Source organism: Aquimarina sp. MMG016 (assembly GCF_018100805.1).
GTDB lineage: Bacteria > Bacteroidota > Bacteroidia > Flavobacteriales > Flavobacteriaceae > Aquimarina.
The window spans coordinates 262,603-286,597 of record NZ_JAGJEA010000005.1 but is presented as its reverse complement, the minus strand read 5'-3'; the positions used below and the strand labels follow the sequence as shown (position 1 = coordinate 286,597).

General features: G+C 34.4%; 16 protein-coding genes. 9 read left to right on the top strand and 7 right to left on the bottom strand.

The features are described from left to right. Positions 1-11 precede the first annotated feature (11 nt). Together J8M14_RS12370 and J8M14_RS12365 are read right to left on the bottom strand one after the other, a co-directional pair. The gene (locus tag J8M14_RS12370) at positions 12-1,610 is read right to left on the bottom strand and encodes a 4Fe-4S dicluster domain-containing protein (RefSeq protein WP_211074932.1); all 1,599 of its coding nucleotides are present in this window, start codon (positions 1,608-1,610) and stop codon (positions 12-14) included. A 46-nt stretch (positions 1,611-1,656) separates the two neighbouring features. Next, positions 1,657-2,958 carry an FAD/NAD(P)-binding oxidoreductase gene (locus J8M14_RS12365; protein WP_211074931.1) on the bottom strand — a complete coding sequence of 434 codons (1,302 nt, stop codon included), beginning with the start codon at positions 2,956-2,958 and terminating at the stop codon, positions 1,657-1,659. A 294-nt stretch (positions 2,959-3,252) separates the two neighbouring features. Between J8M14_RS12365 and J8M14_RS12360 the strand changes: the two genes are divergently transcribed. The 9 genes from J8M14_RS12360 (at position 3,253) to J8M14_RS12320 (ending at position 19,214) form a co-directional block, all read left to right on the top strand. Beyond that, positions 3,253-3,966, top strand: a complete 714-nt coding sequence (locus tag J8M14_RS12360; protein WP_211074930.1) for a DUF547 domain-containing protein — start codon at positions 3,253-3,255, stop codon at positions 3,964-3,966. Positions 3,967-4,056: 90 nt separating this feature from the next. Further along, entirely contained in the window at positions 4,057-4,980 is a 924-nt protein-coding gene (locus tag J8M14_RS12355; protein ID WP_211074929.1) for a hypothetical protein, read from the top strand. A gap of 43 nt (positions 4,981-5,023) precedes the next feature. Further along, positions 5,024-6,025 (top strand): glycoside hydrolase, encoded by a 1,002-nt coding sequence (locus J8M14_RS12350; protein ID WP_211074928.1) that lies wholly within the window; start codon positions 5,024-5,026, stop codon positions 6,023-6,025. An 86-nt stretch (positions 6,026-6,111) separates the two neighbouring features. Next, entirely contained in the window at positions 6,112-7,368 is a 1,257-nt protein-coding gene (locus J8M14_RS12345; protein ID WP_211074927.1) for a POTRA domain-containing protein, read from the top strand. 394 nt (positions 7,369-7,762) lie between these two features. After that, complete coding sequence (locus J8M14_RS23080; RefSeq protein ID WP_247672626.1) at positions 7,763-9,208, top strand: tail fiber protein; 1,446 nt, start codon at positions 7,763-7,765, stop codon at positions 9,206-9,208. A gap of 1 nt (position 9,209) precedes the next feature. Continuing rightward, the gene (locus J8M14_RS12335; RefSeq protein WP_211074926.1) at positions 9,210-10,550 is read left to right on the top strand and encodes a hypothetical protein; all 1,341 of its coding nucleotides are present in this window, start codon (positions 9,210-9,212) and stop codon (positions 10,548-10,550) included. Positions 10,551-10,622: 72 nt separating this feature from the next. Further along, positions 10,623-14,300 carry an RHS repeat domain-containing protein gene (locus J8M14_RS12330; RefSeq protein WP_211074925.1) on the top strand — a complete coding sequence of 1,226 codons (3,678 nt, stop codon included), beginning with the start codon at positions 10,623-10,625 and terminating at the stop codon, positions 14,298-14,300. Between the two features lie 13 nt (positions 14,301-14,313). After that, positions 14,314-18,651 (top strand): DUF6443 domain-containing protein, encoded by a 4,338-nt coding sequence (locus tag J8M14_RS12325; RefSeq protein ID WP_211074924.1) that lies wholly within the window; start codon positions 14,314-14,316, stop codon positions 18,649-18,651. Further along, positions 18,648-19,214 carry a hypothetical protein gene (locus tag J8M14_RS12320; RefSeq protein WP_211074923.1) on the top strand — a complete coding sequence of 189 codons (567 nt, stop codon included), beginning with the start codon at positions 18,648-18,650 and terminating at the stop codon, positions 19,212-19,214. The genes J8M14_RS12325 and J8M14_RS12320 overlap by 4 nt, the downstream gene beginning before the upstream one ends. A 1,277-nt stretch (positions 19,215-20,491) precedes the next feature. Here the strand turns inward: J8M14_RS12320 and J8M14_RS12315 are convergent. From J8M14_RS12315 to J8M14_RS12295, 5 genes are all read right to left on the bottom strand, one after another. Continuing rightward, a complete protein-coding gene (locus J8M14_RS12315; protein ID WP_211074922.1) occupies positions 20,492-21,361 on the bottom strand; it encodes an NAD(P)-dependent oxidoreductase in 870 nt (289 codons plus the stop codon). A 92-nt stretch (positions 21,362-21,453) separates the two neighbouring features. Then, positions 21,454-22,320, bottom strand: coding sequence for an AraC family transcriptional regulator (locus tag J8M14_RS12310; protein WP_211074921.1), 867 nt, complete (start codon positions 22,318-22,320; stop codon positions 21,454-21,456). A gap of 76 nt (positions 22,321-22,396) precedes the next feature. Beyond that, positions 22,397-22,969, bottom strand: a complete 573-nt coding sequence (locus J8M14_RS12305) for a YceI family protein (protein ID WP_211074920.1) — start codon at positions 22,967-22,969, stop codon at positions 22,397-22,399. Between the two features lie 14 nt (positions 22,970-22,983). Beyond that, complete coding sequence (locus J8M14_RS12300) at positions 22,984-23,472, bottom strand: hypothetical protein (protein ID WP_211074919.1); 489 nt, start codon at positions 23,470-23,472, stop codon at positions 22,984-22,986. A gap of 2 nt (positions 23,473-23,474) precedes the next feature. Beyond that, complete coding sequence (locus tag J8M14_RS12295; protein ID WP_211074918.1) at positions 23,475-23,876, bottom strand: hypothetical protein; 402 nt, start codon at positions 23,874-23,876, stop codon at positions 23,475-23,477. Positions 23,877-23,995: the final 119 nt, after the last annotated feature.

The following is a 23,995-nucleotide window of genomic DNA, read 5'->3' as shown; positions in this document are numbered from 1 at the left end:
TAAATTATAAACTATTTTTTATTTACATAATCCATTAAGTTTACGTCATTACCTAATAAGATTTCATTAGAATTGATACGTCCATCAAGCTTATCATTTTCTAATTTAAGAACACCTCTGGGACATACTGCAGAACAAATTCCGCATCCTACACAGCTCGATCGTACAATATTTTCACCTTTTTGTGCATAAGATCTTACATCAATACCCATTTCACAATAGGTAGAGCAGTTACCACAAGAAATGCATTGTCCTCCATTAGTTGTTATTCTAAACTTAGAGAATAATCGTTGTTGGAAACCAAGAATAGCAGCCATAGGACATCCAAAACGACACCATGCTCTGTTTCCCAGGATTGGATAAAACCCGGTACCAATCACTCCTGAGAATATGGAACCGATTGCAAATCCGTATGATGATCGTAAAGTTTCAGCTTTTATAAAGAATATTTTACCACCATCACCAAAATAGTGCATACCAATAAGTAGAGCGATTACTGCAAAATATCCAATAGCTCCATAACGAGCATCTTTACCAAGTTCCTTTCTTTTGAAAATCATTACTCCCGCAAATACCAGTGTCAAAAACCCAGCGACACTAATAAGGAAAACATCTTTAGTTAACCAGTATTTATTGGGGTCATAACCTAAGTAAGTATATACAACGGCAGTTGTCATAACTACTGCAAAAACTAGTACGGTATGAATTAACCAACGCTCCAATTTCCATGCACTAAGTTTTTTACTGGACAATTGTCTAAAGGAATCTCCTGCAGTTTCAGCCAATCCACCACAACCACAAACCCATGAACAGTACCATCGTTTTCCGAATTTGTAGGTTAGAATCGGTGTGATAATAAAGATTGAAGCAACTCCAAATATCAATAAGGCTAAACCAATATTACCAGCATTGATGAATTCATCTATTCTATATTGTTCAAAATTATAATAGTTTAATGGCCAAACATTTTTTAGATCATAATATGGGAGTTTAAAAGAATCTGAATTCAGCCTTGCCATAAACTCTGGAATTAAGAATGCAAATCCTAACTGAAAAAACATTACCGAAACTGTACGGATCTGTTGATAGCGATTATGTCGATACTTAAGAATAAATTTATACCCAAAAGCAATGATAGCTATAGTATATAACGTTCCATATACAAACCATTGACTAGCAGGATTGCCACTTAATAACCTACTTAACGGATCAAATAACGATACTAACCCTGTATTAGCTTGGCCATTAGTTCCTAATCCTAGTAATTCAGCATAGAAGTAGAGTACAATATAAAATGCAGTTAACCCAACTCCTGTAAGCCATCCCAGTACACCTCGAGAAGATATGGATTTAAACCATACACCATCATTTTTAATTCCTTCTAATTTGGTGAGGTAGGCATCATTGGCAAATAATATAGTTCCTACTGTAATTAACCCTAAAGCTACAGTAAGAAACACCCCTTGATTAGGAAGATTAATATTTGCTAGTGCTAACACCAGAACAAAAAGTCCAATTAGCCCGGTTGCTAAAGCTATCTTTTGTTTTGTAGAAATCCCTTTAGCGTCAGGGCTTGCTAAAGACATACTATGATCTAATTTATTACTCATTGTGTTTATGTTTTTCCAGACCTTGTAGGTCTAAATAGATTATTTTTTATGCAGTTTGTAGTTGTGTTTTTTTAAAAGCTGAGAGAATCTCAGATTCATATAAAGTGTAGAATTCCGGATCAAAATTAGCTTCAGAGAGATGTTGCATTACATAATTAACATCTCGCTTTTCGGTTAACCAACGATCAAAAACTTCATGACGCATCCGTATTCCAAAGGTGTTAATACCTAAAAATTCCTGAGTTTCTTTATGATAGGATACTGTAATACATTTGGTATCATCTTCATGAATCCAATGAAATTGCGCTTCATATTCCTTAGGTTGCCCAAATACCCAACCATAGGTTTGATATTCGATATCTAAGAACTTAGCACTGTTAAACCAGTGTCCGGGTTTATATTCAATTCGATTTCCACAGATTGTTTGTGCGACAGTTTCCCCCATCATCCTACCAGTATACCATACCGCTTCGATAGGTCTTCTTAATCCTATGGCTTCATGTTGCTCTGCACAGTCACCAATAGCATAAATATTGGGAATATTGGTTTCCAAAAAGCGATTAACCTTTACGCCACGACCTAATTCGATCCCTGATTCTTTAAGGAAATCCACATTAGGAGATACCCCAGGAGTTAATCCTACTACATCACAATCAATAACTTCTCCTGTTTCTTGTACAACAACAGCTTTGGCTTTACCATGTTCATCTGAGATGATTTCTTTGAGATTAGATCCCAGACGAAGATCAATATGATGATTTTTAATATGTCTATTGATCATACCACTTTCGCCGGCAGGCAGTACACCATTCCAGAAGCTATCTTCTCGCACCAAAAAAGTAACAGGAATATCCCGAGAATGAAGCATCTCTGCTAATTCGATTCCGATCAATCCGCCACCAACAATAACAGCTCGTTTACATACTTTATTGTTAGGAGCGTGTTTTTCCAAGTTCTCCAGATCTTGTTTGTGATACATACCCATCACACCATCGAGATCCTGACCAGGCCAACCAAATTTATTAGGTTTAGAGCCTACAGCTATGACTAGTTTATCATATTTCATGGTTTCTCCACTAGCAAAAACTAATTCATTTGCTTGGTGATTCACTTTTGATACAAAACCATTTTTAAGCTCGATTCGGTTTTTTTTCCAGAACCAGTTTTCATAGGGTTGCGTATGTTCGAATTTCATATGCCCCATGTATATGTACATAAGTGCAGTGCGTGAAAAGAAATAATCTGTTTCGGCAGAAATAATGGTAATCCTTTTGTCAGACATTTTACGAATATGTCTGGCAGCAGTAACTCCTGAAATTCCATTTCCGATAATTACAATATGTTCCATAAAGATGATTGTTGATTGTCAATTTTATCTATAGAAGTGAACACTTCGGTGAATAAGTCGATTATAAATATAAGAACTTATGTTGCTTGATTAATTTAGAATCAGTCTAAAAATCAATTGTTTCTGTAAGGAAAAGCATTTTATATCGAACGTGAAATTTGCCTATAGAATTTCAAAAAACTTTGTAAGCAGCTGAAATAACCTTCGACTGACTGCTCGTTACCCAAGTGAATTTTAACATTTTTAAAACTCAAATTATATTTCCTAATAGGAAAACTAGTAAAAATTAAAATCATGAAAAAGATAACCTTACTACTATTAATGATTCTGTCGGCTCAAGTAACTTTTTCTCAGGATGTGGAGGCGTTTTTTACTAAAGCGGATGCTTTTTTTAAAGTAAATGTATCTAATGGAAGAGTAAATTATAAGGCAATTAAAAAAGATCCGTCGTCATTGAATCTACTAATAGAAATGGCTGCCGAAATCAATGTTTCGAAAAGTAATCCTAAAACTTACCAGGCATTTTATATAAACGCTTATAATCTGGCAGTGATTAAAGGAATAGTGGACAAATACCCTACCAAATCACCTTTGGATATTAAAGGTTTCTTTGATAAGACGACTTATAATCTTGGAGGAAAAACTACTACACTTAATGACTTAGAGAATAAGATTCTTCGTAAAAACTTTCCTGGAGAGGCACGTTTTCATTTTGTTCTGGTGTGTGCCGGTCTAGGATGTCCTCCAATTATTACTGAAGCTTATAAGCCTTCTGTTTTAGAGAAACAGTTACAACGCCAAACGGTTAAAGCTCTAAATGATCCTAACTTTATTAAGGTAAAAGGGAAGAAAGTGCAAATCTCACAAATATTCGAGTGGTATAAAGAGGATTTTGTTCAAAATGGTTCTGAGATTGATTATATCAATACATTTAGAAAAGAACCATTACCTGCCAAATCAAAGGTGTCATATTACCCATATAACTGGAGTTTAAACCAGACTAAATAATAAATCTCAAACTTTTATAAATCGAAATAAATGTTCTTAGAAGGTATATACATATGCCTTAGAGGAAAATTTACATTAAAAATCTTAAAAATGAAAAGCAAACAACTAGTAACTGTATTATGCCTTTTTGTTCTAACTATGGGGTTTGCCCAGGATCAAGAAGTATCAAATATTCAAGAGTTCACTCCTTCAAAACTATTGAGAAAAGGACAATGGGATATCAAGTTTTTTAATAGTATTTATACGCAGACAGAACAAACAGATGAAGGGTCTGAATCAAGAACAATAGACAGACAAACCTTCTTTACGAATACTACTGAAATATTTACGGGGGTTAGTAAGAATTCAAGAGTAAATGTTGGAGCAGTTTTTCAATTTAGATCTAATACATTAGGAGGTCAAGGAGCTTTAGATGTTTTTTCTTTTGAAGATAATGGAAACGATAGACGGTCAGGCTTAACAACCATAGCACCTGCAATTAGAGTGCAACCTTTTAGAAGTTTATCTACTTTTTCTTTTACTACATCTTTTATCATTCCGGTATTCGAAGATAAACCGGACTCAGTTGAGGATGATGTTTTTTCATTCTTAGATCAGAGAAGTTTTGCCTGGGAGACAAAATTCTTCTATGATCATACATTTGGAGGAAATAAATGGCAGATTTTTACCGAAGTAGATTTTAAGTATAATTTTGGAGAAAAATCCAGTGATGCAGATGGATCACAAGAGAATTTAAGTGAGCGTTTTGCAAATAATAGTTTGTTTTTACCCCTAAGTGCATTTCTAAGTTATTTTCCTACATCAAAATCTACAGTCTTTGTAAATGCTCAACAAGCCTTTCTTATTGATTTAGGAAATGATTTTGCTCAAAATGGAACTCAATTAGGCTTTGGAGGTAAATATCAATTGACTAAAATACTGAATATAGAAGCTTCTTTTGGCAAATTTGTTAGAGGAGATAATTTTCAAGGATTAGGACAAACTTTTAGTTTAGGTTTAAGAGCATTGTTCTAGGATATGACATAAAAATTGTATTTTCAGCGGTATAAAAATAGATATGAGAAAGTTTTTTATACTGCTGATTACGATTACGTTCTGTAATTGTTCTGGGCAAGAGCCAAAAATTAACGGAGTTAGTTTTGTAGGTTCTCCAAAAGAGATTAATAATACACATGTAGATCCGGTTGTAAAAGTAAATGCTAATTGGGCCGCGGTTATGCCTTTTGGGTTTGTAAGAAATCTAGAGTCTCCTAAGGTTACTTTTAATATCCAAAGACAATGGTGGGGAGAACGAAGAGATGGAGCCAAAAGAACTATTGAGCTGTTAAACGCCAGAGGAATCCAGGTGATGCTAAAACCTCAGATTTGGGTATGGAGAGGAGAGTTTACGGGTAATATCAGTATGAACTCTGAAGAAAACTGGAAGGTTTTTGAAACATCGTATGAAGCATTCATTTTGCAGTATGCAGAATTAGCCGAAGAAATGAAAGTTCCTATATTATGTATTGGTACTGAGTTGCACACTTTTGTTCAAAAAAGATCAGGGTATTGGAACGAGCTGATTAAAAAGATCAGGTCTATTTATAAAGGTAAACTTACGTATGCCGAAAACTGGGATCAGTTTGATCGTGCACCATTTTGGAACCAACTGGATTATATAGGAATTGACGCTTATTTTCCGGTTTCAGAAAGTAAAACGCCTTCTATAGAAGAAATGAAACTAGGTTGGCAAAAACACAAAGAAAAAATGAAGGTATTGCAAGCTAAAATACAGAAACCTGTTTTGTTTACAGAATATGGGTATCGTAGTGTACATTATACCGGAAAAGAACCCTGGGATTCCGGAAAAACTAATGGCAATGTCGATTTACAAGCGCAAAGCAATGCTCTAACAGCTTTATATGAAGAGTTCTGGAACGAACCCTGGTTTGCGGGTGGATTTCTTTGGAAATGGTTTCATAATCACTCTGAAGTCGGCGGAAAAAATAATAATAGGTTTACGATACAGAATAAACCTTCAGAAAAATTAATAAAAGAGTTTTACTCAACAAGCAAATGAAACGAGCCATAACAAAGCTTTTGATACACATCGAAAATATTTATTTGGGGAGTTCTGTGTGATATCCAAAACAATATTATAAACACATGAAATCTAAACTTACATTTTTTTTCCTTTTAATAAACTATCTAAGTTTTAGCCAGGATAGAGTTATCTCTGAGATTATTATTCAAGGCAATAAAAAAACGAAAACCTCCGCAATTGCTAAGTTAACTTCTATTAAAGAAGGAATGGTTTTGGACTCTTTGATTATTGAAAAAGATATTAAAAGGCTAAAACGATTACCATCAATTGCCCATGCGTATTATCAGGTACACGAGAAAGAACAAGGTTATGAGGTGGTATATGGTGTCGAAGAGAACTTTACAATTATTCCGGGAATTAATGTATATACCACTAATGATGATGAATTTGCTTTTAGGGCAACATTGTCTGAGTTTAATCTTTTTGGACAGAATATTACGCTAGGAGGGTATTACCAAAATGATATCTACAATTCTTTTGGAGCACAGCTTAGAGCACCTTTTTTATTCAATAAAAGATTTGGATTAGCAGTAAACTATCAAAACCTCACCACTCAGGAGCCAGTATTTCTCGATAATGGTACCGCAGATTATAAATATAACAATACATCCTATGAATTAAGTGGATTGTATCAAATCAATCTACAAAACCGTGTAGAATTAGGAATCAATTATTTTAATGAAGATTATACCTATAAAACCGGTGCTACCAGTCCTGATGTGCCTCAGGATTTTGATGTTAATAAACTACTCTACAAGTTTATATATGAGTATAACAACCTAAATTTTGATTATCAGTATGTGTCTGGATTTCGTAGTATTTTGAACACTCAATATGTAATTAGCACAGAAGATGTATTGCCTGATTTCTTTATATGGTGGAATGACTTCTTTTATTACCAAAGGATTGGTAAACGAGGTAACTGGGCAAATCGATTACGAGTAGGCCTGGCAACTAATGACGATACTCCTTTTGCTCCTTTTGCGGTAGATAATAACCTTAATATTAGGGGAGTTGGTAATATCATTGATCGAGGTACTGGAGTTATTGTACTCAATACAGAATATCGACATACTTTGTATGAGAAGGATTGGTTTGTATTACAAAGCAATGTATTTGTAGATGGTGGTAGCTGGCGAAATCCAGGTGGTGATTTTGGTGATTTTGGTGATACTCAAAACTTCAGAGTATACCCAGGTGTGGGCTTACGTTTTATGCACAAGCGTATTTTTAATGCCATTTTTAGAATTGATTACGGATATGGAGTTACCGAAGACTCTACCAATGGATTTGTGTTTGGGATAGGGCAGTATTTTTAGTTGTGTCACTTTCTTATTATTAGATAAATGTTCTGGATAAAGAAAAACTACTCTTTTTATCATCGAAGTAACATCTTTTGTTAAGTAAACTTCTTTCTTAGAACACAGAAATCAAAATCAAAGAATGTAAATGTTAAAATCTCATTTTTTTTAGCATTAAAAAACTTTTTCTGTGTAGTTTATCTCCACTACTTCTCTTCTTAACGAATTGTTAAACACAAAGGGGAAAAACACCCCCTTATTTCTATTGTTCAGTATTACTTTTTCATGTATTTTCGCCGCTTGTTTTAAAAAAAGTTTTGGGGAAAACTTCTTTTTTTCAAAAAAGTAGGGTAACACTTTTGCCATAAATGGCACTACCTATATATAAACCATATTAATCAGTCAGTATATTATGAAAAAATCATTGCTTCTTTTGTGTCTTTTAGTCTCTAGTGTTAGTATTATTGGGCAGACCACAACATTTGACAACCTAAATGCTAATTACTCCACCAATAAATCCATTACTTGGTATACATCAAATTATGGATCTGGATTTGGGCATAGAATTATTAACTCTGATCCAGGTGGTAAGACTTTACTAAACTTTCAAGGAAGACATAATAGTACTAGTTGGATAAATATAATGTCCTTGACTTCTGATGGAAAAATGGGAATTGGAACAACGAGTCCTGCAGTTAAACTTCATGTTTTAGGGAATACATTAATTTCCAGCTCTAATCCTACTATTCATATCGAAGGAACGGGTACAGGTAGCTATCAAGGAGCTACCTTGATTATGTCAGCCAAAGGGGTAACCACTGGTAATAGTCATGTCTCAACTTGGTTTATGACCCATAGAGGTACAGATGGTACTGCAGCTATAACGTTGCAAAGACGTGGCCTTAATGGAGAGTTTAACGGATCATTACTAAGTTATAAAGATGGTGATGGGTGGAAATTTGCGGTAGCAGCTAATAAAACATCTGGATTATCCAATGCAATGAATATAATGAATGATGGTAAAATAGGAATAGGCACTACTACACCAGATAGTAAATTAACGGTTGTGGGACATGTTAATATTGGAGGTAATGGTAATTATCATCTTAAAACGAGACACATAGATGGTAAACATTTCTCTAATAGCAATATAGATGATCTATATCTAAATTACAATACTGGAGAACACGTATTGGTAGGATTTGGAGGCCAAGATTCAAACCTACACGTAAGCGGTAATATTGGCATCGGTACTACTAGTCCAGATAGAAAGTTAGATGTTATAGGAGGGGATACTTGGCAACTTAAACTATCAAATGCCACTGAAGATAAAAGAATGTTCATAGGATGGTATAAGTCCAGAAATGCTATGGAAATAGGAACTTGGGGTAATGGAAACTGGCAAGATGTACCATTGAGAATCCTTCCAAAAATAACAACATTTGATGGCAACGTAGGCATCGGCACCACCACCCCAGACGCCAAACTCACGGTAAAAGGAAACATCCATGCAGAAGAAGTAAAAATTGATCTATCGGTTCCTGCACCGGATTATGTGTTTACCAAGGACTACGATCTCCTTACTATCGAAGAAGTACAACAACATATCGCAGTACAAGGACACTTGCCTAATATTCCATCCGCTAAAGAAATGGAAACCAATGGTGTAGAATTGGGTCTTATGAATATGAAACTTCTGGAAAAAATCGAGGAGCTGACGTTGTATACGATTGCGCAGGAGAAGCAATTGAAGGAGCAGAAAAGCATAAACAACAAATTAGATAAAGAGTTAGAAAATCAAAAATCTAAGCTTTATCAGTTAGAAGAAAAATTGAACCAACTAATAGAAAACAAATAACATGAAAAAGATCTTATCACTTATTATATTTTTAAGCTTTCATCTAATCCATTCGCAAAATTCTATAAATCAGAATGGAATTCAAACCTCTGTAACTAATGAGTTTTCTGCCAATAGTGCCCAAGCTAGGAGGTATGAAATTGCTAAGGTAGGGTTCAATTCTCATCATTGGCAGAGAGGTAGTTATATGGTCGTGGAATTATTTCAAACGTACTTTTCATCAGGATATGAAAAGTATATCATCCAAATAGGTTACGAAGAGGGAGCGCAAAATACTAGTCCAAATATTTATTTGGTAGAAGCTAGAGGTCTAAGAAGAAATGCAAAAATCTCATTAGGCAATATCACAGATTTATCAACCTCCAGAGGTGGTTATATTAATAAGACAATATCCATTTATGCAGATGTAAGATATTATACAAGATACAAAGCGCGAATAACATACATGAGGAATAAAGTTGATATTGTTTCTGAAGACAATCAGATACAAATTAACGAGACTCCAATAGGGATTGATATACCTGACTTTATAGTGCCTGATGTTCCTAATACAAGTATATCTTCTGATAGTAATCTAGAAGTAACCGGAACTGGTAATCATTATTTTCAAAATGGAAATGTAGGTATTGGCACTACCAGTCCAACGGAAAAACTAGAAATTAATGGTCTTATAAAAATTAAACCTGCCAGTACAGAAGATAATAACTCACCAGGGATTACCATGGCTAGCAACGATGATTTCCTATATAATGATGAGTATATCAATCAATACGGGTTTGGTTTTCACGGGTATCAGGATGGCACTACATCCTTTGCTAACCCTCAAAATGCATATATGTCTGGTCATTTTGGTTTGGATTTTTTTACTGGAAGTCAAAGCAGAATGCGAATTAGTCGATTAGGAGAAGTTTCGATTGGTACTCCAACAAGACAAGCTGGTTTTAGACTTGCTGTAAATGGTAGTATAAGAGCTAAAGAAATCAAAGTAGACACGGGTTGGGCGGATTTTGTATTCGAAGATGAATATGAACTACCTACATTAGAAGAAGTAGAAAATTATATCAATGCAGAGGGGCATTTACAAGATATTCCCTCGGCAGCAGAGGTAGCCCAAAATGGAATCTTCCTAGGTGAAATGAACTCTAAACTCCTTCAAAAAATCGAAGAACTGACGTTGTATACCATTGCCCAGGAGAAAAAGATCACAAATCAAGAAATCAGAAATCAGAAATTGGAAGAGGCACTTCAGAAACAAGAAACCATCAATAAACAACTAAAAACCAATAACCAAAACCTGGAAGTTAGATTAGCTAAGATTGAGGCTTTGTTGGGTGAGGAGTAATGATACTTCTCTTATCTCTAGGAAAACAGCTTCAATACTTAAACATTAAATATTTTCTTTAATATTTTAAAAATGAAACATACATATTTACAACTAATATTAATTATATCTTGCTTTTTTGCTTTTCAAGCAGAATTATTTGCCCAAGATAACAGTCACGATTTCCAGCCATATAAACTTGCTGAAAGCATTTCTTCAAGCCCGGAAGTATCTGGATTAGGGAATTATGGATCAATCAATGGTAACAAGTATAACGGTACAATAGATCTATCCATTCCTATTTATACTATAGATTTTGAAGGTATTACACTACCTATACAATTGTCTTATAACTCTGGAGGTGTAAGAGCCAATCAAGATGCAAGTTGGGTGGGGTTAAACTGGAATTTATCTTCTTACATAGCTATAAACAGAACTGTCAATGGTTCAGATGATTTTAGAGGTGAGGCTCCAAGAAGAGGATTTATCTATAATAATTATAATGTACAAGAATCTCAAGGAGCGGATCCTTATATAGAATATGAAGACATAAAAGATTTGCACGCCAGTTTTAGTAATTCCCCGATTATCCCTATAGATATGGAGCCCGATTTATTTGAGCTAAATCTATTTGGTAAAGCCTACAAATTTCGACTGAAGAAAAAAGGGACTGGTAATATTATTGAAACCGTAGTTTTCAACAATAATAATGTGATTATAACTTTTGATTTTGCAGATAAATCTTTTACGATTATTGATGAAAAAGGATTTAAGTATACCTTTTCTACTAAAGAAATAAATACTTCATTTAGTACTATTCCGGGAGGTGGCAATGGAGCAACTCGACCTTCAAATGATTCCCAGGCACTTATTCATATACTAGCTGATGAAAACAGAAGTAATGAGAGTGTTATCACCAGTTGGCTTTTAGATTCTATAGAATCACCATATGGTAGAACATTAAATTTTGAATATCAAGAAGGGTTACATTTTACCTATCCCAGTTATTCCGAATATATGGAGGTCTATGATAGTACAAATAAAATTTTTCCAAATGGAGGAGGTATTACCAATAGTATCAATTATGTTCATGCAACTACGGTAGTTATTGAAAACCAATATTTAAAACGTATTTCAGGAGATTTTGGAGAAATTGAATTTAATTTAGATACTCGCCTCGATTTAGTTACTCCCATAGCTTTATCTAAAATGATGAATAATACAAACTTTGCTATCGTTACCTCTTTAGGTACTATAAGAAGTCATCCAGCAGTACCCTCCACAAAAGTTCCATTACTATTGGATAATATTAAAATCAAAAACATTAAAAACAAGGAAATAAATCACATTGATTTTGTCTATAGTTATTTCAATAATGGTCAAATCGATCATACAAGTAAAGAAAAATTTATAAGACTAAAATTAGATTCGTTACTTATTAATGATAAGAAATATACATTCGAATATGAACAACAGGATGAACTTCCTATTAAGAGTACTAAAGATGTAGATTTTTGGGGGTTCTATAATAATGCTAATAATACACAAAGAATACCAAGTATTGGGCGTTTTGTTACAGCTGCATATTTGGGAGGTGAAATTCCGGGGCAAGCATATGTTGATTATACTTTAGCTAATCGTTCTGCTGATGTTAATTATGGGAAAATAGGAACTCTTAATAAGATTACATACCCCACTGGTGGATATACTCAGTTTGAATATGAGGGTCATACCGCTCTGGTGGAGGTTACAGAACCTTATAAAGTTACCGAGTACTTGGCTGATGGTAGAATACGATGGACAAGTTTAATTGATGAAAAAAAATATAATTTTACTTATCAATATCTAAAAAAAGCAAAAGATCCAACATATAAATTATTAGATCAGGTAGAAGGAGGAACTAATAATACAGAATTCGAAGAAATTAACATTCCTAGTAGAGAGTTCGTTGTTACAGAGCCTACTGTTTTCAAAGCTTCGAGTAAGATATTATGTTATCATAATTGTGCTAATATTGGGTTCTATTATAGTGATCCTATACGAAGTATTGTTAATGTTTCTACTGGAGAAACCCAAACGTTATTTAAATGTGGTGATGCAGGCTCTACAGTTACAGTTCAAAAAAACCTCTCTCCGGGAACATATAGGGTTATCAACAATAGTCTACCATTTTCTCCTGGCGATCCTGGATGGCCATCAACAGGTGTTGAAAATGAGCAAAACTCTGTTGGAGCATATAAAATTTATGTGCGAAGAAATGGGAGCAACAATAATATTCCTCAATTATTTGAACCTTTTGAAATAGGAGGGCTAAGAGTAAAAAGCATCACCAATTATTCTGATCAAGATGTAATAAGTGGCAGAAAAATATATGAATATGAACACTTAAATGCCTTTGGTACAAAAGAAACAAGTGGTGTTTTAATGGATGAGCTAATTTATTTTTCTAAACCATATGGCTTTACTTCTTATGATCCAAGATTTTGGGGAGGTTCTCCACTTAAACTAGATTCAGAATCTTCATTAAGAAAATTACCATCTGCAATGGGTAGTCATATCGGATATTCTATGGTTACCGAAAAAAATATAGACGCATTTGGTAAGTCTAATGGGTTTACAAAAACAAAATACATTAATCTACCGAATCAGTATCACGAATTAAGTTTTTGTAGACGTGTATATGAATCCGGAACTATTCCGGGACATTACCCCGAAGATGTATGTATAGAAAACACTTATGTATTAGGGATTGCTCCTAAAAACAGCTTTGGATATATTAATGGCAAAGTATCAGAGGAGATAATCCATAATCGATCCGGAGACACATTAGTTCATACCAAGAATAAGCATAAAACACTTTATGGAATCTCCGGCGATAGAAACTTTGCCAGGGTAATGCCTATCTATTTATTTACTCCTGTTTTTGATTTTGGTAGAGATCATACTACTTATTATACTTTTGAATTTCCTCGGCATTACGCATTTGAATCAGTGCTAGAAGAAAGTATTACTACAAAACATCTAGAGAACCTAATCAGTAATACCGAGCTCAATGTATTTAATACTGCGACTCATCACGTTAGTCTTTCTAAGTTTATAGGAGCCGAAAATCAGGAAATTGAAACAAAGTACTATTATCCCTATGATACAGAAGTGTATAATTTACCCAATATGGATAAGCTAAGAAATACAAATCGTATCAGTACTCCGATCAAAAAGGAAATCTATAGGAACAACAATCTATTGAGCACTCAGGTAATTAAATTTGGGAATAACCTAAATACAAGCAACAAAACCTTACGAACAGCTGTAGAAACTGCAAAGGGGATAATCACTACAGAAAATCCTCTGGAGACTAAAGTAGAGTTTGATAAATACGATGATCACGGAAATATTCTTCAGTATAAAAAGAAGGACGGAATGGTTGTCACCTATGTATGGGGTTATAATAAGACACATCCTATTGCTAAAATAGAGAATGCTTCTTTTACTGATGTGTATACAGCTTTGGGAATTACAGAAAATGAACTAAAAAATTATAGTGAATATAATATCTCTAGGCTGGATGCTCTTAGGTCACATCCTGATATGGTTAACGTTATGATTACCACCTTTGTTTATGAATCGCTAATAGGGCTAAAAAGCATGAAAGATCCAAGAGGTTATACTTCATACTATACATATGATGAAGCTAATAGACTTAAAGAGGTAAAAGATGCAGAAGGGAATATACTTTCTAAAAACAAGTATAACTACAGATCACAACACTAAAAAAAGCAACATCATGAAAAAAATAATATATATTCTAGCCTTTTGCATTTATAATGCCGTTGTTTTTGGACAGACTCAAACTGAGAATTATGTAGAAACAACTGTATACCAAAGGGAAATCAAAGTTTCACCAGATGACTATCAGGATTTCTCGATAAACTCAGGGATATCTGACTTCTTATATGATGGAAGTGGAGGTGGAGGGTACTCCATCAGTATGACAAACAATGTTTTGCAAGTAAGCTTTAGTGGTGGTTGGAGCACAGGGAAATTAAAAACAGGGGTTGTCAAAACCTTACCTATTTCTCCTCCTCTTCAAAGCGACCTGGAATTGGGAGAAATCATCACTAATGGTCAACCTAGTGGTTTTAAATTAAAAATTAGAAGAGACAAGCTTATCGTATATTCTAAATATTTTGTAGGCGGTATTGCTACTCATAATCAAAGAACGATACCAGGAAATCAATCCTATGGATCAAACTATATTTCGCTTAATGGCCTGGTTGGTATTTGCCCTGGAGGTAGTAGATTTGGGGAAGGTTATCTGCAAATAAATGGTAGTACTATAACATTACACGTTGGCTTTAATTATAATTTTAGCACCAGAAGTGATTGTAAGCCCTATTCAGGATTTATTACCTCGTTAAGTGGATCTTCTATTCCCGATATGGAATTAGGAAATTTAAGAAGTGCAGCAGGAGAAGAAACAGTGTATAAAGCAAGAATTTGGAATAATATTTTAGAGTTTTATACTGATGAAACCATACCCACATACCCGACTTCAGGAGGGATATCTTATACGAATGATTTTAATATTGATGAAAAGGACGAAATCAGTACTATAGCATATTATGATGGTTTAGGAAGACCAAAACAGAGCATAGCCATAAGAGCTGGTGGTCAGAGTCAAGACATTATATCACATACCGAGTATGATGCGTATGGTAGACAAAACAAGGAGTTTTTACCTTATGCTAAACCGACGACCCAAGGTGATATTGTTCCTAATCCATTGGCAGAACTTACCAGTTTTTATAAAACCCTTAAATATGAAGATACAGATAATCCATATAGCGAAAGTATATATGAACCTTCTCCTCTAAATAGGGTGACAGAACAAGGTGCTCCGGGGAATGATTGGAAAGCGGATAGTTTGGTAGATAATGATCATACAATCAAGTTTGACTGGAGAACAAATACCGATACGGATGAGGTTGTAGGTTTTAAAGTGAATTATGTTAATGGCGATACAGAAAAACCATCATTAATCAAAAACGATTTTTACACTACCGGACAACTATATGTTACTATCACCAAAGATGAAAACTGGTCTCCGAATCAGCAAAACCTTAATGATCGTACCACCAAAGAATTTAAAGATTCTGAAGGACAAGTTATTTTAAAAAGAGCGTATAGTAACAATGAAGCCCACGATACTTATTATGTATATGACGATTTTGGAAATCTTACTTATGTGATTCCTCCAAAGGTAATATTAAGTGCCACCGATGGAGTATCACCAGAAGAGCTAGCAGAACTATGTTATCAATATAAATATGATTACCGTAATCGATTGGTTGAGAAGAAAATACCGGGTAAAGGTTGGGAACACATCATATATAACAAACTAGACCAACCCGTAATGACTCAGGATTCTGTACAACGATCCAAATCTCCTGTAAAAGAATTGTTGGTTACTAAATATGATGCATTTGGTAGGGTAGCGTATACCGGTTTAGTAAAGAATAATAGTACAAGAACACAACTTCAGGCCAGTGCTGATACTGGGGCATATACACAATATGTGACCAAAGAAAAAGATCCCTCTATGATTGGCGGGACTACCATATACTATTCTAATGATGCCATCCCAACAGGAATTAATGATATATATACTATTAATTATTATGACAATTATACCTTTGATCATAACGTGACCAATCCGGGTACTGTTTTAGGACAAACGGTTACTGATAATGTTCAAGGACTAGTTACAGGATCCAAAGTACGTGTATTAGAAACCAGTGATTGGATCACTACAGTAACGTATTATGACCAAAAAGCAAGACCTATCTATATTCATAGTACGAATGAATATCTTAATACTACAGATATAGTAGAGACTCAATACAATTTTGTAGGGAATGTACTAAAAACCCGATCCAGTCATCAAAAAGGAAGTAATCCTGAGATAGTGACCATAGATAATTATACCTACGATCATATGAATCGACTACTTGCTCATAGACAATGTGTAGGAGATAGTAGTTTATCTGTAGATTGTGGAGGAGTCAATACTAGTATTGAAGATGCATTAGAATTTCCGGCACCAGTTACAGAAACCACAGCAGCCATTGCTAATAAAACCATTTTTCTAAGAGAAGGCTTTCATTTTAATGCCACACCCGGTGCTGTTTTCTCTGCTAATATCAATGAACCTGATGGAGAACTGATTGTAACCAATACCTATGATGAATTAGGACAACTAGTATCCAAAGAAACTGGTGGAGGATTACAAACAATAGATTACTCTTATAATATAAGAGGATGGTTAACACAAATAAATGATCCTGGTAATTTAGGGAATGACCTATTTGCTTTTGGCATTAATTACAATAATCCAACACATGGAGCTACAGCGCTGTTTAATGGTAACATCTCTGAAACCGAATGGAAAACGGTTAATGATAACCAACAACGTTGGTATAAGTATTCTTATGATGCATTGAATCGAATAACAGATGCGGTCAGTAACAATAGGCGTTACGATCTTTTTGATGTTAGTTACGATAAAAATGGTAATCTTTTATTTTTAGGAAGAGATGGATATCAAGGGAATAATTTATACAGTGGAATGGATGGATTACACTATTTCTATGATACTGGTAATAAACTATTGCAAGTTGCAGATCAAGGCAATCCTGACTATGGTTTTATAGATGGCACCAATACCAATGATGACTATGTCTATGATGCTAATGGTAATATGACTATAGATCGTAATAAAGGCATCACTGGTATAAGCTATAATTACCTTAATCTTCCTACTAGCGTATCGGTAAATAATACCGCACCAGCCAACGATGCTAACGGAAATATTCAGTACATTTACGATGCCACTGGAGCAAAACTAAAGAAGATTGCTACAGAAGGAAGTTCTTTAACAACCACAGAGTATGCTGGTAATTACGTATATAAAAATGGACAACTACAGTTTTTTAATACACCTGAAGGCTATGTAGAACCCGATGGTAATACCTGGAAATATGTATACCAATATAAAGACCACCTGGGTAATATCAGATTATCCTATGCAGATAATGATAATGATGGCAAGATAGATGTTGTACGAAATGCAACTGATGTTGACGGGGATGGTGATAATGCAATGGAGATCAGGGAAGAGAAAAACTATTATCCCTTTGGACTTACTCATAAAGGGTATAACGATACTCAAAGAGGAACTCCACATAACTATGGATATAATGGTAAGGAAGAACAGAATGAACTAAGACTTGATTGGATAGATTATGGTGCTAGAAACTATGATCCTACACTTGGTCGTTGGATGAACATAGATCCATTAGCTGAAAAATATTCTACTTTTTCTTCATATGTTTATGTTGCCAATAGCCCAGTATTAGCTTTAGATCCTGATGGTAGAGAAATTAGATGGGCTTCCTATAAGGAGGTCAAAAATGACAAAGAACTTAGCAAACAGTTTTCTTCTAGAAAAGAATACAGACAGGCTAGGAGGGCTTTAAAAAAAGAGTTTAGAAAACTTAGAAAATCTTCGAATACAGCTAAACAAGTACTAATTGATTTGGACGCAGATAGTGATGTTCATACAATATTTGCAACTAAAGGTTCTTCTGGAACTACAAAGGAAAATACTGAAGGAGGTACAACTATCAAAATAGGTGTGGGACTTGATGGAGGAAATGATTTTCAAGAAGGAGCAAGCTCAAGAGAAGCGAACACTTTAGCTACGTCAGCGCATGAATTGGGTCATGCTTGGAGATTTATGAATGAATTTGATAAAACTATTACTGAAGAATTAGATGTACTCAAGGAGAATGTACCATTAATGAATATGATAAATAATGAAAAAGAAAAAAGTGAAAGAGGAGCTTCACATATAGAAAATATCATTAGAGGTGAGTTAATATCAAATGGAGTTCAAAATTTAAATATAAGATCAATTTATTCAGGAATTAGGTTTACCAAAAAACCGCCTGGAAGCTTTATCAAACATTCTCTTGGTTCAGCGCATTACAGTTTACTAGGAGATAAATATAATAAAGAAGGTTATCTCAATAATTCATACAACTTAAAAAACATAAAAAAATGAAGATTTTAATAAAGGTTTTTTTGATTTTTCTATTTTGTTCCTTTTGTAAATCTCAGAATATAGATGCTAAAAAACAATGTAATTTAATAGAGATCAGTCTGGATGATTTTTATAGTGAGTTAAGTAGTTTAGATTCTGAAAAGCAATTTAAAAATGAAGTAGACAAAATTACAGATGGAATTATTTTGTATAGAAAAATGGAAGGTATGGAGAAAGCACAGATTTCAAAATTTATTATTGAAAATGATTCTGTTCATGCTAATAAAAGTTCTAAAGAAAGCTCTATAAACATTTTTATCAACGAAAAAGAAGGAATGTTTATTAAAAGAAATATTCAACAGATTAAATCTGTTGAAAATTATTATGCTTCTTGTAGTATAAAATCATTTCACAATGAGATCTTTGCATTTATTATCAAAAAGAATAATATAGTACAAACAAGTTTTTTTTCAGGGAAAGGAACTCCTTTTGGGATTGAAAACAAATCAAATAGTTACAATTGGAAATTTAGTTTGGATTTAGTTGAATTTGCTTATCAAAAGATAATGTCTGCTGATAGGTAATGTTCTCCGCTCTCCGAAGAGTGATGCTCTACAAATGTCTCTGACTTCGTAGCGGTACGAGTAAGAAATAAGACCAGTTATAGAAATGTAGCTGGTTTTTTTATGCATAGGTATTACGAGCCCCCGCTCCGCAAAGAGTGATTAAAAATAAAAGTTAGAATGCTGCGCAAAGTCTCCTGACTTTGAGCGATACGTATGCCAAAACAATAAATAGGAAAAGGTAGTCACATTTATATATAATGTGGATATTTTTCGTTTTACAATACAATATAATGTATAACAAAGCTTACAAATTTTTGTAACTTCATCACTTGTATACAAAAAGCAGATAATCCAGTAATTGATGTTTTAAAAACTTCTTCAATTACAAATAGTATATGTAGGTAACACATACCTCAAAGTCAGGAGACTTTGCGGAGCTAGGCAGCGAGGGTGCCACATATTTTAGAACTAAGTCATATTGGGTCAGGTTGAGCACTTAGACTTCGCTCAGCACGGGCTAAGTCTAGACCTTCATTTATGCTAAATAGTTCTCGACTGCGCTCGAACAGACAAAATAAACAAGAAGGTGTCTAAAAAACAACTTTATAATGTCAAACTGAGCCTGTAGAAGTTTTTAACTTCTTGATTTTCAAAATGTTTTCGACAGACTCAGACTGACAATTTTAGGTTTTATAGACTTTTTAGATACCTTCTCTATTTTGGTAAAATGAGTAGGAAATCGTGCTATCGAGGCAAAGAGTGATTAAAAGTTAAAAACGAAATGCCGAACAGAGGGATAACATGTGTATAGTCAAACACTTGTTTGCAAAGAAAAATCCACAAAAGTAACTGACACAATGACAATTTTGCATGTTTTTAACATATGTATTGAATTTTATGTAGGGGTCAGAGCTATCTCAGAGATACCTCAGAGGTATGTCGCTAATGGTAAAGAGCTATCTCGCTAAGGGTAACTAGGTATGTGGTTAATGGGTTCCTACCCATCTCAGAGAGGGGTCAGACCCATCACTACGAGGGGTCTGTCAGGTGGTTGTCATCCATATGACCCCCTATCTGTCATACGATGTATGCGTCTTGTCGAGGGGTAGACACCCCTCAGCAACATAGCTCCTACCCATCTGCAAGATAGCTCGGAGGTATCTTATAGATACCTATTAGGTGTCTCTGAGATCGTTGATTGCCTATTAGTAAATGGAGGTGAGGGTGCTGTAGTATGCGAGTATCCCTTTTATGATCTCCTACTTATATCCAACCCACATTAAAATAGTCTGATATCATTTCTGAGGTTTTAAAAACTCATATACTGCAGTAAAGTCCTGCTCACCAAACCCTTGTTGCCTGGCCTGAGCAAAAACTTCTTTGGTAGTGTTAAGATTGGGGGTTGCGACTCCATTTTCATAGGCAGAGATACTGGATAGATGAAGATCTTTTTGTATCCATTGCAGTGGGAAGTTTACTTCATAATTACCGTGCTCCAGTTTAGGGCGAACAGCGGCCATCACCGGAGCCACTACCGGAGTATTCAACAATACATTAAATAGTGTTTCTTTCTCTATCCCCATAGCTTCGCCCATCACCATTGCTTCTGCAAAAGCAACCATAGATTGACCCAATAGTTGATTGATCAACATTTTCATAGCTGATCCTTTTCCTACTTCACCCAGGTGCAGTGTTTTCTTACCCATAATCTCTAAAAGCGGTGTCGCTTCTTCGACTGAAGCTTTTTCTCCACCTACCAGGAATAGCAATTCTCCAACTTCTGCAGGGTCTTTGGTGCCGGCAACCGGTGCATCAAGGTATTGTATTCCATGTTGTTTAGCTGTAATTTCCATGTCTTTGGTAAAAGATGGATTTACGGTACTACAGTTGATCCAAAGGCTATTTTCTTTCGCCCCTTGTAGTAATCCGTATTCACCTAATGCAATTGTTTTTACCACTTCTGGAGTAGAAAGCATAGTGATAATGATATCCGAATTTTGAGCAACTTCCTTGGCAGTATTTGCCCATATTGCACCATTCTTTATTAAATCATCAGCTTTTTCTTTGGTTCTGTTATGTACTATGAGATCATAACCAGCTTTCTGAAGGTTAGCAGCCATACGGCTACCCATAATTCCTAATCCTATAAATCCTATGTTGCGCATTTGTATATGGTTTTAATTCCATACAAATGTCATGTAAAGGAGTACCACTAAACTTTCTAAAAATCAAAAAGTGGTGTTTTTCGGTCAAAAGATCAGATGATGATATTTTTTCTATGGTTGATTTGGAATTGCTTGGGAGAAATGTCAAATTCTTTATGAAAAGCTTTAATAAAGTGTGAGGTGTTTTCATATCCTACTTGTAGTGCAATATTAGTTACAGAATCGTGCTTTTCTTTAAGCAATACGTAGGCTTTTGCTAAGCGTTTCTTAATCAGCCATTTTTTTGGGGAGATTCCAAATTTAGATTTAAAATCTCTTCTGAAAGTGGAGATGCTTCTACCGGTTAAATAGGCATAATCTTCTATATCCAGAGGTTTGTCATAGTTTTCATCCATAAACTTTTTGATATTACTTCGTTCTCTATTCTTAATGGATTGAAGCCTGGTTATAAACTCGTTTCCCTTGCTGGAAATACTGATCAGATGCAACAACTCTAGTAGTTTTGGTTTGGTAAACTGATACTGATGTTTACTTCTATAGAGCATCATCAACGAATCTACAAATAACCTTAGGTTTTGATCATAGTCTATAATCAATGTATCAGAAATAAGATCCGTTGAGGTTTTTTCAAAATTCATTAAAAATTCATCAGTGAGTTCTTCATCAAAAAAGAAAACGATGGCATCAAAAGATTCATTTTTTGGGATAATATCAGAGATCATATACAATCCCTTAGGCAAAAGGATTATTTGATTTTTGTTTACGATGGTAATATCACCTTCAGGATTTTCAACTTGCAATGCTCCATTCAAAACCAGGGTTAATGCATGAGCAGCAAGATAGCGTTCATTTTGTAAATCTGCCTGTTGTACACTTTTTAGGATAACACAAGAAAGCCCGTCTACCAGGACTTTCTCTATGTTGGGGTGTTTGTAAAATACCTGTGGTACTACTTTCATAACTTACAAAGTTCCATAGAAATTGCTATACAAATTATTGTTTTTTATTAAAAGTAGTGATTTTCGGTCAAAAGGGCTATGGATTAAAAACTAGTTTTCCTTTTAAGATAAAATCATCAGCTATGGCGTTTTCTTTTAATCGCTTGAATATACTAGGGGAATTATGGTTAATACCGTATTTGGTACGGTCAATACTGTATTCAAAGGTTATGATCACCTCTGATTTACTTTGTTGAATAGTAACCGGAATTTTTTCATTATTTGTTTTGTTTTTTATGGTTAGCATTCCGGATAGCGTTGTTGTATTATTCGCAGGTATACTAGAATCTTGAATTAAAAATTCAGATGTTGGATAGGTTTTTACTTCAAAAAAATCTTTACTTCTTAGATGTTTTTTTAAATCCTTGTTTTCGTGATCCAGACTTTTCATATCAATCATTATTTTTAAATCTGAAATAACATTCTCATCGATAGAAAGTGTGCCTTTTTCTGATTGGATAGTGCCTGTGAGTGAATAGCTGTTAAAAGCTGCTTTACCAGTCCAGGTTAGCAATGATTTTTTAGGATTCAATGTATAATCCTGACTATACAACGCTTGTAGACCAATAAGAATACTAAAGGCAATGAATATGGTTTTTATATTTTTCACAAGTTTAATTTTTTTTAGTTCAAAAGCTTATCTGTAGTTTCAATTTTTTGATATCCACATATTTTTTCTCCGTCTTTGGTCACACCGATAAAGTACCACATAGCCCATCCGGCATATAGATTGGTGTCAACTCTCCAGTTATTAACCCAGGTATAAGGTTGTGCTTGTTTAATGACTTGTTTTTTGGTGCCAAAACTTTTATTAAACTCTTTCAGAGGGTAGGATTTTCTTAAATTCCATTGGTCGTTATAAAACAGGTACGCGCCATACTCGATAATTTGGATTTCACTTTCTTTACATAGAATTGCGGTATTGTGTTTCCAGTAGTATGTATCTTTTATTTGTACAGGATCTATTTGTTTCGGAAAATTGGTAACCTCAATTGCTATGCGCAGTTCCTTTAGCTTCTGTGGTAGTTCATCGTTTACCGGTGTCCCAAAATCTCGTTGTGCGTGGATTACCATTGAGCACATCATACATGTGAATAAAACAAACTTCTTCATTTTTATTTTGTTTTTTCTGCGATCCAAACGGCCAAAAACCCTCTGTCTACGGCGTGGGTTGATCCATATAATTTTCCTTCTTGATAATAAAACGAGGTATTATAGCTGCCACTATTATCACCAGACATCAAAGCCACATAAATTCTATCCAGTTGTGTATTCACCCTTCCTTCTTTTATTTTGACACCTTCTCTATAAAAGGTGCCTTGCACCGATTTGTCGTCAATTTTATCAATACGCATCATTGCAAAATTGTTATCTGTTTTATCCTGAGGGCTCATATCGAGTTGCCATTCACCAACTAATGCTTGCAAGTTTTTGTTTTCGGTTTGTGCGTTACAAGAAGAAAAATAAAATGTGGTTATAAGAAGAAATAACTGTACTAAAATCTTTGATTGATTCATTTTTATTTTGATTTAAAAGTTTGCGAATACAAATATGGATCAAATAGAAATCAGAATCGTTTCAATTTGATAAATGAGACAAATTTTGAAGTATATAGAAGGCTTAATTATTGAATTGA